Raw genomic sequence first — 14234 nt, forward strand, 5'->3', positions numbered from 1 at the left:
GCGGCCCCATCGGGGCCGCATTTTTTTTACCGCTGTCAGCGCAGTGTTCAGCCAAACTCGGCCTGCAACAGCAGCACCTGGCGGTTTACTTCAGACATCACGCTGAAATGGCGCTTGTCACGAATCTTCGGCGGCAGGATTTTCCCCTCGTCGAATTCAAATGCGCCCACGTCCTTGATATACAGCCTTCCGCGAAACAGGGTCTTAACGTACTTTGCCACTTTCAAAGGGTTATAACGCTGGAAGATTCTCATTCTTTTACGCTCCTCCCGTTGATCCATGCGCTCAGCGAGCCGCCAAAGGTGGCAGCCTCGAAATTCAGAACGCAACTTGATTGCATGTAGTAGACCCAGTAAAGACCAGAACGTTCACTTCTGCCCGGTGATCTACGCTGGATTTACACTTTTTGACAGAATTGTATATGATAATTTATAACGTTTTCAGTATATCCCTTCAAAATCTGATGATTAGCGAACCAAGGGAAAATCTGCGATCCGGTTAACAGGACAGACCTCTTATCACATCCTATGCTTTAGGCTGTCGAAGTGCTGTCGCACAAATTCCACTCATTACAAGGAGAAAGCATGAAAACAAGTCGCATGCTGATGGTATCCCTGCTGCTCGCCCCGCTTTTCGCTTCCGCGCACAACTTCCAGCTCCAGCAGCGCGTAGCGCCGGTCGGCGTCAGCGACAAAGGAGAGCTCAATTACGCTGACGGTAATTTTAGCTACCAGAACTGGAACAGCGCGCAGCTCAGTGGAAAAGTGCGAGTGATACAACATATTGCCGGCCGCAGCTCCGCCAAAGACATGAACGACCCACTGATTGAAGCGATCAAGAAGGCGAAGCTACCACACGATCGTTACCAAACGACGACAATCGTCAACACCGACGATGCCCTGATGGGCACCGCGATGTTCGTGCGCAGCAGCATTGAGGACAGCAAGAAGGAGTTCCCGTGGTCGCAGTTTATCGTCGACAGCGACGGCAACGTGCGCAAAGCCTGGGATCTGCAGCCGAAAGGCTCAGCTATTGTGGTGCTGGATAAGCAAGGGCGCATTCAGTTCGCCAAAGACGGCGCGCTGACGCCGGAAGAGGTGCAGCAGGTGATGTCCAAGCTGCACCAGCTGTTGGCGAACTAACTCAGAACAGCGACACCCGGAAGCCGGGGTTGAGGAAAGATTCACGCGGGGTATAGAGCAACGGCTTGCCCTGCCAATCGTGAATTTGCGCCCCGGCGGCCACCGCCACCGCATGTCCTGCGGCGGTATCCCAAATGTTGGTCGGCCCGAAGCGCGGATAGAGCTGCGCCTTGCCTTCCGCCACCAGGCAGAACTTCAGCGAGGAGCCGACGGACACGGTCTGGTGCTCACCCAGCTGCTGCAAATAGTCTTTCAGTTCGTCGTCGATATGCGAGCGGCTCACCACCACCAGCGGCGGATGCGCGTTGCTAACACCGATCGCCTGCCGCACGCCCTTCTCTTCTTTCCAGGCCTTGCCGCGCTCCGCCAGATACAGCACGTCGATCGCCGGGGCGTACACCACCCCCATCACCGCCTGCCCGTCTTCAATCAGGGCGATATTGACCGTGAACTCACCGTTGCGGTGCAAGAACTCTTTAGTGCCGTCCAACGGATCGACCAGCCAGTAGCGCGTCCAGTTGCGGCGTTCTTCCCACGCCGGCGGATCTTCTTCCGACAGCAGCGGCACCTCGGGCGTCAGCGCCGCCAGGCCACGCTTGATGATGTGATGCGCCGCCAGATCGGCCGCCGTCACCGGTGAATCATCTTTTTTCTGTGCGACATCAAGCGGTTGTTCACCGTCGTACACCGCCATGATCGCCGCCCCCGCCTCGCGGGACAGTTGGCAAATTCGCTCTAACATCATGCACCTCAACTCTGCATCTCCGTGGGAAATTTCCCCCTGTCTCTGCTAGCAGACTAGTTTTTTTTACGCTGAATATCCATCTCAACCGGCTAACCCCCGGGAATTCCTCAGATCTTGTTGGGCACAACTGTGAACTTCCCCGCGTTACCTGCCGCCGTTTTCTGCCACACTTCACAGTTTGCTGTGGCAAGCAATGTTAATTACATTTCCCTCTGCGATAACACTCGAATAATGGAATGGAGAGAGCCCAAAATGATGAAGCATCCCCTGACGCTGTCCGCGCTTGCGCTGCTGGTGTGCGCCTCGGCGCAGGCGGCCACCGTCGACCTGCGCGTGCTGGAAACCACCGACCTGCACAGCAACATGATGGACTTCGATTACTACAAGGACACGCCGACCGATAAATTCGGCCTGGTGCGCACCGCCAGCCTGATCCAGCAGGCGCGCCAACAGGCTACCAACGCAGTGTTGGTGGACAACGGCGACATCATTCAGGGCAGCCCGCTCGGCGACTACATGGCGGCCAAGGGGCTGAAACCGGGCGACGTGCATCCGGTCTATAAGGCGATGAATACGCTGAACTATGTGGTCGGCAACATCGGCAACCATGAATTCAACTACGGGCTGGACTACCTGAAGAACGCCATCGCCGGCGCCAAGTTCCCGTATATCAACGCCAACGTCATCGACGCCAAAACGCAAAAACCGCTGTTCACGCCGTACATCATCGTCGATACGCCGGTGAAAGACCGCGACGGCAAAGCGCATACGCTGCGCATCGGCTACATCGGCTTCGTGCCGCCGCAGATCCTGGTGTGGGACAAGGCTAACCTGCAGGGCAAGGTGACGGTGGACGACATCACCGCCACCGCCAAACGCTACGTGCCGGAAATGCGTAAACAGGGCGCCGATCTGGTGGTGGCGATCCCGCATTCCGGGCTGTCCAGCGAGCCTTACAAGGCAATGGCGGAAAACTCGGTCTACTACCTCAGCCAGGTACCGGGCATCGACGCCATCATGTTCGGCCACGCCCATGCGGTGTTCCCGAGCAAGGACTTCGCCAACATCAAAGGCGCGGATATCGATAAGGGCCTGCTGAACGGCGTACCGGCGGTGATGCCGGGCCAATGGGGCGATCATCTCGGCGTGGTCGACCTGCAGCTCAACAACGATAGCGGTAGCTGGAAAGTGACCGCCGCCAAAGCGGAAGCACGGCCGATCTACGACAAAGAGAACAAGAAATCGCTGGCGGCGGAAGACGCCGCGCTGGTGAAAGTGTTGGCGGACGATCACAAGGGCACGCGCGAGTTCGTCAGCCAGCCGATCGGCAAATCCGACGGCAACATGTACAGCTACCTGGCGCTGGTGCAGGACGATCCGACGGTGCAGATCGTCAACAATGCGCAGAAGGCCTACGTTGAACATTACATTCAGGGCGATCCGGATCTGGCCGATCTGCCGGTGCTGTCGGCGGCGGCGCCGTTCAAGGTCGGCGGCCGCAAGAACGATCCGGCCAGCTTCGTCGAAGTGGAAAAGGGCCAACTCACCTTCCGCAACGCCGCCGATCTCTATCTCTACCCCAATACCCTGGTGGTGGTGAAGGCCAGCGGCAAAGAGGTGAAAGAGTGGCTGGAGTGCTCCGCAAGCCAGTTCAACCAGATCGACGTCAACAGCGCCAAGCCGCAGGGCTTGATCAACTGGGACGGCTTCCGCACCTATAACTTCGACGTGATCGACGGCGTCAATTACCAGATCGACGTCAGCCAGCCGGCGCGCTACGACGGTGAATGCCAGCTGATCAACGATAAGGTGGAGCGCATCAAGCAGTTGACCTTCAACGGCAAGCCGATCGATCCGAACGCCACCTTCCTGGTCGCCACCAACAACTACCGCGCCTACAGCGGCAAATTTGCCGGCACCGGCGACAAACATATCGCCTTCGCCTCGCCGGATGAAAACCGTTCAGTGCTGGCGGCCTACATCAGCGCCGAAACCCAGCGGCACGGTGCGGTGCATCCGCAGGCGGACAACAACTGGCGTTTGGCGACCTTCAGCAGCCAGCAGCCGCTGGATATCCGCTTCGAGACCTCGCCGTCGGACAAAGCGACGGCGTTTATCAAGGAGCACGCTCAATACCCGATGACCGCCGAAGGCAATGACCGCATCGGTTTCGCGGTGTATCGCATCGATCTTAGCGCGAAATAATCACCCGGCCGGGGCCTCACCCCGGCCACCTTCTCTTCGATTTTCCCGCTGGCGCGCCCTTTAAATTGTATTTAAAATGCATGTTATAAGATTCCTTCGTTTAAAGAGGCACTACCATGGATTACCGCAATCAATCCCTTGGCGCGCTCGCTATCGCCATTCCCCGGGCATCCCGTCTGTTTCGCCAGCATCAGCTGGATTTCTGCTGCGGCGGTCGGCAATCGCTGGCACGCGCCGCCGAGCGCAAAGGGTTAGATATCGACAGGCTGGAAAACGAACTGGCCGCCCTGGCCGCCACGCCGGAGCCAAGCCGGGACTGGCGCACGGCGCCGCTCGGTGAGGTGATCGACTACATTCTGCTACGCTTTCATCAGCGGCACCGCGAGCAGCTGGCAGAACTGGTGCTGATGGCGGAAAAGGTCGAACGCGTGCACGGCGACAAGCCCAGCTGCCCGCGCGGGTTGGCGAAGCAGCTGAACCTGATCCGCCTGGATCTGGAGAATCACATGATGAAAGAGGAGCAGATCCTGTTCCCGCTGATCAAACAGAGCATGGGGCCGCAGGCCGCCGGACCGATCTCGGTGATGGAGCATGAACATGACGAGGCGGGTGAGCAGCTGGAAGTGGTGAAGTTCCTCACCGATAACGTCACGCCGCCGGAGGGCGCCTGCACCACCTGGCGAGCGCTGTACACCGGCATCGACGAGTTCATCGGCGATCTGATGGAGCACATCAGCCTGGAAAACAATCTGCTGTTCCCGCGCGCGCTGCGCGGCGCATAAAATAAGGGCGCCACGAAGGCGCCCAGAGCAATCCTCGGTGGGATTACAGGATTTCCAGCAGCTCGACGTCGAACACCAGCGCGCTGAACGGCGGGATGGACGCGCCAGCGCCACGCTCGCCGTAGGCCAGGTTGTGCGGGATATACAGCTGCCATTTGGAGCCGACCGGCATCAGGGTCAGCGCTTCGATCCAGCCTGGGATCACGCCGCTGACCGGGAATTCTGCCGGCTGGCCGCGCTCGACCGAGCTGTCGAACACGTCGCCGTTGATCAGACGACCGGTGTAGTGCACACGCACGCGGTCCTGACGGGACGGGATCGGGCCGTTGCCCTGCTCCAGCACGGAGAACTGCAGGCCGGACTCGGTCAGCGTCACGTCGTCGCGCTTGGCGTTGTCGTCCAGGAATTTCTGGCCTTCAACGGCCATCGCCTGCTGGCGCTCGCGGCGCACCGCGTCCGCACGCTCGTGGATTTCACGCAGCGCACGGTGCACCACGTCTACCGGAACCGCCGGGGCATTCCCTTCCAGCGCGTCGCGCAGACCCGCCAGCAAAGCTTCCGGTTGCAAACCTTCCAGCCCGGACTCTTGCAGCTGCTGGCCGACCTGTAAACCAATCCCGTAACTTGCTTGCGCTTCAACGCTGTCAAAAGAAGGGGTTGTCATGGGGTTTTCCTTAAGTCTGTAAAAAGTCGAAAGCGCAGCATAACAGCGCGTCAATGCCGGGTAAAATCTTGTGTGGAGAATGATGACTTTTGTCGTAGAAAAAGAAACAATAACCTTCTGTTAACGCCCGCAGCCGCAAACCGCGGCTCTGCCGCTCAGCTGCCTTTCGCTTCAATCAGTTAGCGGACTATACTGAAAGCAGGATATCGGGCAGGCGAGGCGCTTGCCGCGCCGCGCTAATTACTACGCCGTCGAAGAGAGGTCACCATGGGCAGAATCGCGCCCAGGAGAAGGAAAACCACCCGCATCTACCAGCCGCTGCTGCGCACCTGGCTGAATGTCAGCCAGCGCCTGAAACCGGGCGCCGCACCCACGTCTGAAGGCGCGGAACCGCCATCGGAGCCACCGCCGGCCAACGACAAAATGCAGCAGGTCAAAGCGCTGCTGGCCAAAGTCTGGCATCTGCCGGACGGTTTCCATTGGATGGAGCCACTGCCCTACTTCCACCGCCGCTGGGTGCTGATCTTCGGCATCATCCTGCTGCTGGCCCTGTTGTGGCCGTACTCGCCCGAAAGACAGCCGTTCCCGGTTTCCCAGCAGGAAACCAGCGTGCCGCTGCAGGCCGATCTGCAAAACGGCGGCACCACGTCTGCCAACGAACCAACGCCGGCGGGCAACTGGCAGCGTTATCAGATCCAGCCCGGCCAGACCCTGGCCCAGCTGTTTCGCGACAACAATCTGCCGGTGAATGAAGTGTTCGCCATGGCGCAGGTGGAAGGCGGCGACAAGCCGCTGAGCAACATGAAAGCCGGCCAGGAAGTGCGCATCGAACGCGACGCCAACGGCGTGATTAACGCGCTGTCGGTCACTACGGTGGACAACAGCCAGGCGCTGTTCCGCCGCCAGGCCGACGGCAGCTACCGCCGGGAACGCTAATCCCTACAGCTGCGCCAGCAAAAACTCGCGCAGCACCACGCCCTGGTTGTGCTCGGTATCTTTGCTGCCATACAGCAGCGTCAGCGTTTGCCCCTGCCGTAACAGCGCCACCAGCGGCTGCCAGGCGTCGTTGGCCGCTAGCTGTTGGCGGTAACGCGCCTCGAAGACCGCCCACTGGTCGGTATGCTGATGGAACCACTTGCGCAGTTCGTCATCCGGCGCCACCTGTTTCAGCCACTGCACGCCCGTCAGCCGCGCCTTGCTGATGCCGCGCGGCCATAGCCTGTCTATCAGATAACAGTGTTCCGGCGCCGGCGCGCTGAAATCATAAACCCGCTGTAGCGTAATCTTTGCCATCGCACGCTCTCCTTTTCATCCCGTCTTCAAGCGTAGCGCGTTTTGCCGGGCGCAGAAAAGCAAAACGCCAGCGCGAGGCTGGCGTTTTAACCGGGTTAACAGCAGCGTAAATTACGCTTCTGCAACCACAACTACATTCAGCTGTGCGAACACGTCGCTGTGTACCTGGAAGTGCACTTCGTGCTCACCAGTGGTACGCAGAACGCCGTTCGGCAGACGAACTTCGCTCTTGGCAACTTCAACGCCTGCCGCAGTCACTGCGTCAGCGATGTCGCGGGTGCCGATAGAGCCGAACAGTTTACCTTCGTCGCCAGATTTGGAAGCGATGGTGACTGAACCCAGTTCGTTGATCTTGGTTGCGCGAGCTTCAGCAGCAGCCAGAACGTCAGCCAGTTTGGCTTCCAGTTCAGCACGGCGTGCTTCGAAGAACTCAACGTTTTTCTTGGTAGCAGGAACAGCTTTGCCCTGTGGTACCAGGAAGTTACGAGCGTAGCCCGCTTTAACGTTAACTTGATCACCCAGGCTGCCCAGGTTTGCTACTTTATCAAGCAGAATAACTTGCATTACCTTATCCTCTCAAAGTCGTTAATGGACAGTGGCCGATTACTGATGACGATCAGTGTACGGCAACAAAGACAGGTAGCGCGCGCGCTTGATAGCACGGGCCAGCTGGCGCTGATATTTTGCACGAGTACCGGTGATACGGCTCGGTACAATTTTACCACTTTCGGTGATGTAGTTTTTCAGCGTAGCGATGTCTTTATAGTCAATCTCTTGAACGCCTTCCGCGGTGAAACGGCAGAACTTGCGACGACGGAAATAACGTGCCATTTGGCTAGTCTCCAGAATCTATCAATTCAATCTGCTCGGCATGCAGAACCAATTTGCTCAGCCCGTTGCGCCCTTGATGGCAGCTTACAAAGCCTTGCACGGTAATCTGACTGCCGACCGTTAATCTTTGAGTTAGTGCTTGTGACTGTTGTCCGCTGACAACCACGGGCATTCGGCACCATGCTTGTCTGCTGAATCCGGCTTCCATCTGCTGCGAACGGTGCTCTAGCACAAATTGGCAGTGCGGTATCCCGGAAGGACTCACTTTTCGAACCGGCGCCTTGCACACAGTGCCCGACAAAACCAGACGATTAGCCGTCACGGCGGCAATTACTCTTCAGAATCCCCAGCATCTGCATCATCTGCGGTTTCGTTAGCGAAGTCTTCGCGGCGATCGCCACGACGTTCGTCTTTCGCTTTAACCATCGGAGATGCTTCAGTTACCGCGTGCTTAACGCGCATAACCATGCTGCGGATAACGGCGTCGTTGAAGCGGAAGTTAGTTTCCAGCTCATCGATCGCTTCCTGCGGCGCTTCAACGTTCAGCAGAACGTAGTGAGCCTTGTGCAGTTTGTTGATCGGATAAGCCAGCTGACGGCGGCCCCAGTCTTCCAGACGGTGAATCTGACCTTGCGCGTTAGTGATGGTAGCACTGTAACGCTCGATCATGCCCGGAACCTGTTCGCTTTGGTCAGGATGGACCATAAAAACGATTTCGTAATGACGCATCGAATTGCTCCTTACGGATTATTCAGCCTCCTGTCAGGGTCAACCGCGGCCCATGGAAGCAAGGAACGTGTTTAGTGTGCGGCTGAAAAATGACGCGTAATCATACTGACGCAGGGCGGGAAACTCAAGGACTGCGTGGGTTTTATTCGCGTTAATGCGAGGCGCTATGGGAAATAGCACAATTTGCTCGTGGGAGAACCTATGTACGCCGATCCATCGGTTTCAAAAATCTTTCAATGAAATCAGCGCTGAGTCACAAATCTATTTCACTTTTTTTGAAAGAGGTCATCAAAAGCCCCCGCTTTTTAATCCGCCGCAACGGACTAAAATTAACCATATCCGCCGCAGACAGCGCGACGAAAAAGATTTCAGGTTATTCAATGCAGATAAATGACTTTTTGCCGCAGCGACATTCGCTGTCAGGCCGTAACGGCAAAGGGTTAAGAGAGGCACTATGAAACGCATCATGCTCGCAACGGCGCTGGCCGCCCTGTTTTCCGCCAACCTAATGGCCGCAACGGAGATCACCTCGCACCAGGCCGATCAACGCCAGAGCGTCGGCTTCGTCACCCTGAACCAGAACGTGGTTTCGCCGGATGACGCCAGCAGCCAGGTCAGCAAAATCGCCGATCAACGCGGCGCAAGCTCTTATCGCATCATCGCCCTGCACGAACCGGGCGACAACAGCACGATGCACGTCAGCGCCGAGCTGTACCGCTAAAAACGCACGCCACGCCAGGGAAATCCCCAGGGCTTCATCAGAAAGCCCGTTCAGTCCGCACCGGAGCGCCGCCCATTGGGCGCTCCGCTTCCCTCATCACAGCTTGAGCAGCGTCGGCATGCTGAACGCCTTGCCCGGATTATGTAATTGCAGCGCAATCTGCAGATAATTTGTCCGCGTTTGCAACAGCTCGGCGCTACCCGTCAAGGTCGCCCGCTGTTCGAACGAGAGCGTATCGGCCGCTGCGGTGTGAGTGGCTGCCGCTTTCGGCGCGGAGGCGAACAGCGCCGTCATGTTTTGCACCGTCTGCGCCGTGATGCGCGACAGCGGATTCGCCTGGTTTTGCCGCGCCTTGCCGTCGGCGGCCCCCAACATCTCGCTGAATGCCGCAGAGTTAAGCTCGGCGCGCGCTTTCATCGTCCCCATTAAACCGGCCGTACTGCCGATGCTTTTTATCATGCCCTCTGCTCCTTGCTGCCCTGAAAGAATTCACGCAGACATTTTCCCCTTCATTCGGCCAAACGATGGCCGAAACAGCAGGCACAGAGCGGTGCAATTCCAGGCATCGCGCCCGGCGGAGCATTACAGTTCGCGGCGGAAGAAGTCGGCCGTGGCGGACAGCGCCAGCGGCGTGATGCGGTGCTTCACCCCCGGTTCGATGAGCGACGTCAAACGGCCGTCCGCGCCTTGCTGCCGCAGTTCAGCCGCCAAACGCAGGCTGTCCGCCGCCGGCACCACGTCGTCCGTCTCGCCGTGCCACAGCAGCAGCGGCCGCCCGGCGATCGCCGCCAAACGCCCTTCCAGCTCATACTCCGCCAGCACGGCCGTGCGCGCCGCAAACGCTGGCGGCGAGAGCGCCTCGCCCTCTTCGCCCAACGGCGGATACAGCGTTTGCGCCAGCGCACGGTAATAGCCGGAACCCATCAGGCTGGCGGCCGCCCGGATCCACGGGAAGCGCGCGAAGGCGCCAAGCGCGGTCATGCCCCCCATAGAGGCACCGGCGACGCCGATACGCCCGTCGGCAATCAGGCCGAGCCGCTCGAAATGCGCCTTGATCTGCGGCAGCTCGTCGATATTGCTGCGCAGGACCTCCCAAAACGTGGCCAGACGCCGCGCCTCATCGCCGTCGAACCGCTCGCCGTGCCGATCGGCATCCGGCAATATCACCCGAAAACCGGCGCGCGCCAGCGCATAGGCGAAGTACGCGTACACCTCTTTCGACGAGGTATAGCCATGACAGAAGAACACCGTCGGCAAGGGCCGCTGATAGTGCCCTGCGGGGACGGCATGGATCACCGCAATATCGCCCGCCCGCTCGTCATGAATTTCGATCATCCGTTCATCCTCAACTCACCTGTTGGCATTCATCATGACAAACTTGCGCCAGCCAGCGTTAGCTCAATCTGTTCCAGCTTATATTGCGTTACACTGAAGCCATCGTACCGGCTCTTTCGAGGTCACCATGACGCTTGTCCGCACACTCATCGCCCTGACGCTGGCCGCACAGCTTTCCGCCTGCGGCATCATGACCACCACGCCGAAACCGCCGCCACCGCCCACCGCACAGGCGCAGGAGATCGTCCGCGCACAGACCGCCGAGCTGGTGAAGATAGGTACCGTCACCGCCGTGGTGCGCGGCAGCCCGATGGACGTGGAAGCGGAGATCCAGCGCAAGGCCACCGCCGCCGGCGCCCGGTATTACGTGATCATCATGAACAGCGAAACCATCGTGCCGGGCCAATGGTATTCCCAGGCGATCCTGTATCGGTAAGGCGGGGATTTTTTAAGCAGATTTACACTGGCTTTGCACAGGCTGAAGTAGGGTATTGCACACTGTCGGACAGCATGCCGCATGTTGCGGGTGCGATTCAGGATCTGACGAAGGGGAACGCCATGAAACGCTCCACCGCACTCACCTCCCTCCTGCTTTCAGTAGGGCTGCTCAGCACCGGCGCACAGTCCGCCGAGCTGGCGCCCGCCGATCGCGTGACGCCGCTCAGTGAAATCGCCGAGATCACCTTTAACGATCTGCCCGGTTCACCGCAGGAGGCGGAGCAGGCCATCGCTCGCACCGCCGGCCAACACGGCGCCAGCTATTACCGCATCCTGCGGATGGAAGAACAGGCGCACCCGCTTGGCTGGCGCGCCTCGGCCATCTTATACCTTTAGTAGCTCATGCAAGCCGCATTCAACACGCCGCCGCTCACGGAGACGCCCCCCAGGAAAATCCCGGCGGCCAGGTGGTTCGCTTCGATCTTGTCGCTGATGCGTGGCATGTAGATCTTCACGGCCGCGAACAGCAGCAGTTGCACCACCAGCGCCACTACGCCCCACAGCAGGTAATCCAGCAGGCTGATCGAGTTGATCGCCGCGCTGGCCAACGGGATCACATACCCCAGGCAAGCGCCGATGAAAGCAAAGGCGGCGGATTGATTATCGGCCTTGATCAGCGCCCATTCGTCGTGCGGAGTGATGCGGGTATAGACGAACAGAAACACCAAAATCATGGCGAAACCGCTGAAGAAATAAGAGGCGAACGCCGCCAACGCGCTGAGAATATCCATGTGCATTTTCCTGTCAGAGTGAGGCTGAATTAAAAAGGTTTTCGCCGCCGCGCGCCACCCTTTTCCCTAACCGCCGATAGCGCGGTTGAGCAGCAGTTCGCACACCTCGGCCGACAGCAGGCTCTCGCCGCGGTGATCCAGCGTCAGGTGGCACCAGGCGTCGGCTATCTGCGGGCTGGCATGCTGCAGCAGCTGCGCGGCACAGCACAGGTCGAACAGCTGCTGGGTCAGCAGCCGCCCCATCTCTTCACGCGGTTGCCGCACACGCTGCTGCCACTGCCGCCAGGCGTGATCGAACAAGCGATTCTGGCCGCGCACCGGCTGCAGCTCGAACTGCAGCATTTCGAGCGCGCCCGGCAGCTTGTGCAGGCTGCGCAACACGTCCAGACACATGATGTTGCCGGAACCTTCCCAGATGCTGTTGACCGGCATCTCGCGATACAGGCGCGGCAGCTCGCTCTCTTCGCAGTAGCCGATACCGCCCAGCACCTCCATCGCCTCGGCGATGAACGGCATGCCCTGGCGACAGATGCTGTATTTGGCCGCCGGGGTCAGCAGGCGGCTGTAGATCAGTTCGCCCTCATTGCTGCGGCTTTCCCAGGCGCGGGCCAGCCGGAACAGCAACGCGGTATGCCCTTCCAGCCGCAGCGCCATGCGCGCCAAAACCTGGCGCATCAGCGGTTGTTCGATCAAGAGCTTGCCGAACGCCTGCCGCTGCAGCGCATGATACAGCGCCACCGACAGCCCGCGGCGCATCAGGCCGTGGCTGCCGAGCGAGCAGTCGAAACGGGTCAGGCCGCCCATCTTCAGGATATGCCGCACGCCGTCACCCTCATCCCCCAACAGCCAGGCGGTGGCGTCCTGAAACTCCACTTCGCTGCTGGCGTTGGAGCGGTTGCCCAGTTTGTCTTTCAACCGCTCCAGGCGAATGGCGTTGCGGCTGCCGTCCGGCAAAATGCGCGGCAGGAAGAAACAGGACAACCCGCCTTCGGCCTGCGCCAGCACCAGGTGCGCATCGCTCTGCGGCACCGAGAAGAACCACTTGTGCCCCACCAGCCGGTAGGCTTCACCCGGCCCGCGCGCGCCGAGCGGCGCGGCGGTAGTGGTATTGCTCAAAACGTCGGAACCGCCCTGCTTCTCCGTCATGCCCATGCCGATCAGCAGGCCGCGCTTTTGCCCGCCCGGCAGCAGGTGAGCGTCATAACGATCCGACAGCAGCGGCGTCAGCCAGGAGCGAAACTCGACCGGCAACGCCTGCAGCAACAGCGGCGTAGCGCCGAAGGTCATGGTCACCGGGCACAGCGTACCGGCCTCAACCTGCGCATGCAGCATAAAGCGCGCGGCGCGCGCCACGAAGGAACCGATGCGCGCATCCTCCTGCCAGGGCAGGTTGTGCACCCGGTTGGCGATCAGCCCCTGCATCAGGATATGCCAGGCGGGATGAAAGCGAACGTCGTCCAGCCGCTGGCCGGTGGCGTCGTAGCGCAGCAGCTCCGGCGGGTTGGCGTTGGCCAGGCGGCCCAGCTCCAGCGACTCCTGGGTGCCAAGCTGCTGGCCCAGCGAAGCCAATACCTCGGCGTCCCAGCCGCCCTGCTCGCGCTGCAACGCTTCGCGCAGCGGCGTATCGGAGAGAAACAGGTTGCTGTTGCCCAGCGGCTTGGGTTGGTTAAAAACGGTGTGCGTAGTCCAGACCATGAGAGTGCTCCCTGAGAAAAGCGTCAGGAGTAAGTATGGTCGGCGCAGAGATTTCTGCCGAAGGCGGGATCACAAGAGGGGGAATTAACGGGGGCTCAGGGCCCCCGTCAGGAGGATCAGCCGCGCTGACGCACCGCTTCGAACAGGCAAATGCCGGTGGCGACCGACACGTTCAGCGAAGAGACGGTACCGGCCATCGGGATGCTGATCAGCTCGTCGCAGTGTTCGCGGGTCAGACGACGCATGCCTTCGCCTTCCGCGCCCATCACCAGCGCCATCGGGCCGGTCATTTTGCTCTGATACAGCGTATGGTCGGCTTCGCCGGCGGTACCCACCACCCAGACGTTCATTTCCTGCAGCAGGCGCAGCGTGCGCGCCAGGTTGGTCACGCGGATCAGCGGTACGCTCTCGGCGGCGCCGCAGGCCACTTTCTTGGCGGTGGCGTTCAGTTGGGCAGAACGGTCGCGCGGCACGATCACCGCGTGCACGCCGGCAGCGTCGGCGCTGCGCAGGCAGGCGCCGAGGTTATGCGGGTCGGTCACGCCGTCCAGCACCAGCAGGAACGGTGTCTCCACGCTCTCCAACAGGCCCGGCAGATCGTTTTCCTGATACTGACGCCCTTCGCGCACCCGGGCGATGATCCCCTGGTGCACCGCGCCTTCAACCTTGTCATCCAGCCACTGGCGGCTCGCCACCTGGATCACGATGCCGGTCGCTTCCAGCTCGGCGATCAGCGGTTGCAGGCGGCGATCTTCGCGGCCTTTCAGGATAAACACTTCCAGGAAGCGTTGCGGATCGCGCTCTAACAGGGCTTTGACGGCGTGAATGCCGTAAATAATTTCGCTCATGATGCTCTTTTAAAT

Annotated in this window: 21 protein-coding genes; 8 read left to right on the forward strand and 13 right to left on the reverse strand. The window is 59.9% G+C overall.

Going from position 1 to position 14234, the window contains the following annotated elements:
* Window positions 1-47: 47 nt before the first annotated feature.
* The gene (locus WCL58_RS10915) at window positions 48-254 is read right to left on the reverse strand and encodes a DUF1107 domain-containing protein (RefSeq protein WP_019453363.1); all 207 of its coding nucleotides are present in this window, start codon (window positions 252-254) and stop codon (window positions 48-50) included.
* A gap of 330 nt (window positions 255-584) precedes the next feature.
* On the opposite strand from WCL58_RS10915, the gene WCL58_RS10920 reads away from it, so the two are divergent.
* Window positions 585-1142, forward strand: coding sequence for a YtfJ family protein (locus WCL58_RS10920; RefSeq protein WP_025159587.1), 558 nt, complete (start codon window positions 585-587; stop codon window positions 1140-1142).
* A gap of 1 nt (window position 1143) precedes the next feature.
* Here the strand turns inward: WCL58_RS10920 and cysQ are convergent, their stop codons facing one another.
* Window positions 1144-1884 carry a 3'(2'),5'-bisphosphate nucleotidase CysQ gene (gene cysQ / locus WCL58_RS10925; protein ID WP_033644177.1) on the reverse strand — a complete coding sequence of 247 codons (741 nt, stop codon included), beginning with the start codon at window positions 1882-1884 and terminating at the stop codon, window positions 1144-1146.
* Between the two features lie 255 nt (window positions 1885-2139).
* Between cysQ and WCL58_RS10930 the strand changes: the two genes are divergently transcribed.
* Both WCL58_RS10930 and ytfE read left to right on the forward strand, forming a co-directional pair.
* Window positions 2140-4092, forward strand: a complete 1953-nt coding sequence (locus WCL58_RS10930; RefSeq protein ID WP_336851140.1) for a bifunctional 2',3'-cyclic-nucleotide 2'-phosphodiesterase/3'-nucleotidase — start codon at window positions 2140-2142, stop codon at window positions 4090-4092.
* A 116-nt stretch (window positions 4093-4208) separates the two neighbouring features.
* Window positions 4209-4874, forward strand: a complete 666-nt coding sequence (ytfE, locus tag WCL58_RS10935; RefSeq protein WP_336851141.1) for an iron-sulfur cluster repair protein YtfE — start codon at window positions 4209-4211, stop codon at window positions 4872-4874.
* 43 nt (window positions 4875-4917) lie between these two features.
* Here the strand turns inward: ytfE and fklB are convergent, their stop codons facing one another.
* Window positions 4918-5538, reverse strand: a complete 621-nt coding sequence (gene fklB, locus WCL58_RS10940) for an FKBP-type peptidyl-prolyl cis-trans isomerase (protein ID WP_004933618.1) — start codon at window positions 5536-5538, stop codon at window positions 4918-4920.
* Between the two features lie 267 nt (window positions 5539-5805).
* Here fklB and WCL58_RS10945 point away from each other — a divergent pair, with 267 nt between their 5' ends.
* A complete protein-coding gene (locus WCL58_RS10945) occupies window positions 5806-6474 on the forward strand; it encodes an OapA family protein (protein ID WP_047729278.1) in 669 nt (222 codons plus the stop codon).
* Between the two features lie 3 nt (window positions 6475-6477).
* Here the strand turns inward: WCL58_RS10945 and WCL58_RS10950 are convergent, their stop codons facing one another.
* From WCL58_RS10950 to rpsF, 5 genes are all read right to left on the reverse strand, one after another.
* A complete protein-coding gene (locus tag WCL58_RS10950; protein ID WP_047569644.1) occupies window positions 6478-6831 on the reverse strand; it encodes a DUF488 domain-containing protein in 354 nt (117 codons plus the stop codon).
* Between the two features lie 111 nt (window positions 6832-6942).
* Window positions 6943-7395 (reverse strand): 50S ribosomal protein L9, encoded by a 453-nt coding sequence (gene rplI, locus WCL58_RS10955; RefSeq protein WP_004933629.1) that lies wholly within the window; start codon window positions 7393-7395, stop codon window positions 6943-6945.
* A 39-nt stretch (window positions 7396-7434) separates the two neighbouring features.
* Window positions 7435-7662, reverse strand: coding sequence for a 30S ribosomal protein S18 (gene rpsR / locus WCL58_RS10960; protein ID WP_000135199.1), 228 nt, complete (start codon window positions 7660-7662; stop codon window positions 7435-7437).
* A gap of 4 nt (window positions 7663-7666) precedes the next feature.
* A complete protein-coding gene (priB, locus tag WCL58_RS10965; RefSeq protein ID WP_049233092.1) occupies window positions 7667-7984 on the reverse strand; it encodes a primosomal replication protein N in 318 nt (105 codons plus the stop codon).
* Window positions 7985-7992: 8 nt separating this feature from the next.
* Window positions 7993-8391, reverse strand: a complete 399-nt coding sequence (rpsF, locus tag WCL58_RS10970) for a 30S ribosomal protein S6 (protein WP_004933634.1) — start codon at window positions 8389-8391, stop codon at window positions 7993-7995.
* Window positions 8392-8627: 236 nt separating this feature from the next.
* Between rpsF and WCL58_RS10975 the strand changes: the two genes are divergently transcribed.
* Together WCL58_RS10975 and WCL58_RS10980 are read left to right on the forward strand one after the other, a co-directional pair.
* On the forward strand, window positions 8628-8849 hold the full coding sequence (locus tag WCL58_RS10975; RefSeq protein WP_126179771.1) for a hypothetical protein: 222 nt from the start codon (window positions 8628-8630) through the stop codon (window positions 8847-8849).
* Window positions 8846-9112 carry a DUF1471 domain-containing protein gene (locus tag WCL58_RS10980; protein ID WP_060421907.1) on the forward strand — a complete coding sequence of 89 codons (267 nt, stop codon included), beginning with the start codon at window positions 8846-8848 and terminating at the stop codon, window positions 9110-9112. The genes WCL58_RS10975 and WCL58_RS10980 overlap by 4 nt, the downstream gene beginning before the upstream one ends.
* 96 nt (window positions 9113-9208) lie before the next feature.
* On the opposite strand, the gene WCL58_RS10985 is transcribed toward WCL58_RS10980, so the two are convergent.
* Window positions 9209-9571, reverse strand: coding sequence for a hypothetical protein (locus tag WCL58_RS10985; RefSeq protein ID WP_141957774.1), 363 nt, complete (start codon window positions 9569-9571; stop codon window positions 9209-9211).
* Window positions 9572-9694: 123 nt separating this feature from the next.
* Entirely contained in the window at window positions 9695-10447 is a 753-nt protein-coding gene (gene yjfP, locus WCL58_RS10990) for an esterase (protein WP_060440893.1), read from the reverse strand.
* Between the two features lie 127 nt (window positions 10448-10574).
* Here yjfP and bsmA point away from each other — a divergent pair, with 127 nt between their 5' ends.
* Window positions 10575-10883: a biofilm peroxide resistance protein BsmA gene (bsmA, locus tag WCL58_RS10995; protein ID WP_038879199.1), complete on the forward strand. Its 309-nt coding sequence runs from the start codon at window positions 10575-10577 to the stop codon at window positions 10881-10883.
* Window positions 10884-11005: 122 nt separating this feature from the next.
* Window positions 11006-11281: a DUF1471 domain-containing protein gene (locus tag WCL58_RS11000; RefSeq protein ID WP_033638652.1), complete on the forward strand. Its 276-nt coding sequence runs from the start codon at window positions 11006-11008 to the stop codon at window positions 11279-11281.
* Here WCL58_RS11000 and WCL58_RS11005 read toward each other — a convergent pair.
* The 3 genes from WCL58_RS11005 to rlmB all read right to left on the reverse strand — a co-directional run bounded on the left by WCL58_RS11005 (window position 11278) and on the right by rlmB (window position 14219).
* Window positions 11278-11676 (reverse strand): DUF350 domain-containing protein, encoded by a 399-nt coding sequence (locus WCL58_RS11005; RefSeq protein ID WP_015376394.1) that lies wholly within the window; start codon window positions 11674-11676, stop codon window positions 11278-11280. The two genes, WCL58_RS11000 and WCL58_RS11005, sit on opposite strands and share 4 nt — an antisense overlap.
* 66 nt (window positions 11677-11742) lie before the next feature.
* On the reverse strand, window positions 11743-13371 hold the full coding sequence (locus WCL58_RS11010; RefSeq protein ID WP_169317983.1) for an isovaleryl-CoA dehydrogenase: 1629 nt from the start codon (window positions 13369-13371) through the stop codon (window positions 11743-11745).
* A gap of 116 nt (window positions 13372-13487) precedes the next feature.
* Window positions 13488-14219 carry a 23S rRNA (guanosine(2251)-2'-O)-methyltransferase RlmB gene (rlmB, locus tag WCL58_RS11015; protein WP_038879203.1) on the reverse strand — a complete coding sequence of 244 codons (732 nt, stop codon included), beginning with the start codon at window positions 14217-14219 and terminating at the stop codon, window positions 13488-13490.
* Window positions 14220-14234: the final 15 nt, after the last annotated feature.

This window comes from Serratia sp. TMDUHS_CL (assembly GCF_037137105.1).
In the GTDB taxonomy this organism is placed as follows: domain Bacteria; phylum Pseudomonadota; class Gammaproteobacteria; order Enterobacterales; family Enterobacteriaceae; genus Serratia; species Serratia nevei.

Excerpts from the sequence above, each read along its gene's own strand:
- WCL58_RS10915 (WP_019453363.1), bottom strand. The coding sequence starts at position 254 with ATGAGAATCTTCCAGCGTTATAACCCTTTGAAAGTGGCAAAGTACGTT.
- WCL58_RS10920 (WP_025159587.1), top strand. The coding sequence starts at position 585 with ATGAAAACAAGTCGCATGCTGATGGTATCCCTGCTGCTCGCCCCGCTT.
- cysQ (WP_033644177.1), bottom strand. The coding sequence starts at position 1,884 with ATGTTAGAGCGAATTTGCCAACTGTCCCGCGAGGCGGGGGCGGCGATC.
- WCL58_RS10930 (WP_336851140.1), top strand. The coding sequence starts at position 2,140 with ATGATGAAGCATCCCCTGACGCTGTCCGCGCTTGCGCTGCTGGTGTGC.
- ytfE (WP_336851141.1), top strand. The coding sequence starts at position 4,209 with ATGGATTACCGCAATCAATCCCTTGGCGCGCTCGCTATCGCCATTCCC.
- fklB (WP_004933618.1), bottom strand. The coding sequence starts at position 5,538 with ATGACAACCCCTTCTTTTGACAGCGTTGAAGCGCAAGCAAGTTACGGG.
- WCL58_RS10945 (WP_047729278.1), top strand. The coding sequence starts at position 5,806 with ATGGGCAGAATCGCGCCCAGGAGAAGGAAAACCACCCGCATCTACCAG.
- WCL58_RS10950 (WP_047569644.1), bottom strand. The coding sequence starts at position 6,831 with ATGGCAAAGATTACGCTACAGCGGGTTTATGATTTCAGCGCGCCGGCG.
- rplI (WP_004933629.1), bottom strand. The coding sequence starts at position 7,395 with ATGCAAGTTATTCTGCTTGATAAAGTAGCAAACCTGGGCAGCCTGGGT.
- rpsR (WP_000135199.1), bottom strand. The coding sequence starts at position 7,662 with ATGGCACGTTATTTCCGTCGTCGCAAGTTCTGCCGTTTCACCGCGGAA.
- rpsF (WP_004933634.1), bottom strand. The coding sequence starts at position 8,391 with ATGCGTCATTACGAAATCGTTTTTATGGTCCATCCTGACCAAAGCGAA.
- WCL58_RS10975 (WP_126179771.1), top strand. The coding sequence starts at position 8,628 with ATGAAATCAGCGCTGAGTCACAAATCTATTTCACTTTTTTTGAAAGAG.
- WCL58_RS10980 (WP_060421907.1), top strand. The coding sequence starts at position 8,846 with ATGAAACGCATCATGCTCGCAACGGCGCTGGCCGCCCTGTTTTCCGCC.
- WCL58_RS10985 (WP_141957774.1), bottom strand. The coding sequence starts at position 9,571 with ATGATAAAAAGCATCGGCAGTACGGCCGGTTTAATGGGGACGATGAAA.
- yjfP (WP_060440893.1), bottom strand. The coding sequence starts at position 10,447 with ATGATCGAAATTCATGACGAGCGGGCGGGCGATATTGCGGTGATCCAT.
- bsmA (WP_038879199.1), top strand. The coding sequence starts at position 10,575 with ATGACGCTTGTCCGCACACTCATCGCCCTGACGCTGGCCGCACAGCTT.
- WCL58_RS11000 (WP_033638652.1), top strand. The coding sequence starts at position 11,006 with ATGAAACGCTCCACCGCACTCACCTCCCTCCTGCTTTCAGTAGGGCTG.
- WCL58_RS11005 (WP_015376394.1), bottom strand. The coding sequence starts at position 11,676 with ATGGATATTCTCAGCGCGTTGGCGGCGTTCGCCTCTTATTTCTTCAGC.
- WCL58_RS11010 (WP_169317983.1), bottom strand. The coding sequence starts at position 13,371 with ATGGTCTGGACTACGCACACCGTTTTTAACCAACCCAAGCCGCTGGGC.
- rlmB (WP_038879203.1), bottom strand. The coding sequence starts at position 14,219 with ATGAGCGAAATTATTTACGGCATTCACGCCGTCAAAGCCCTGTTAGAG.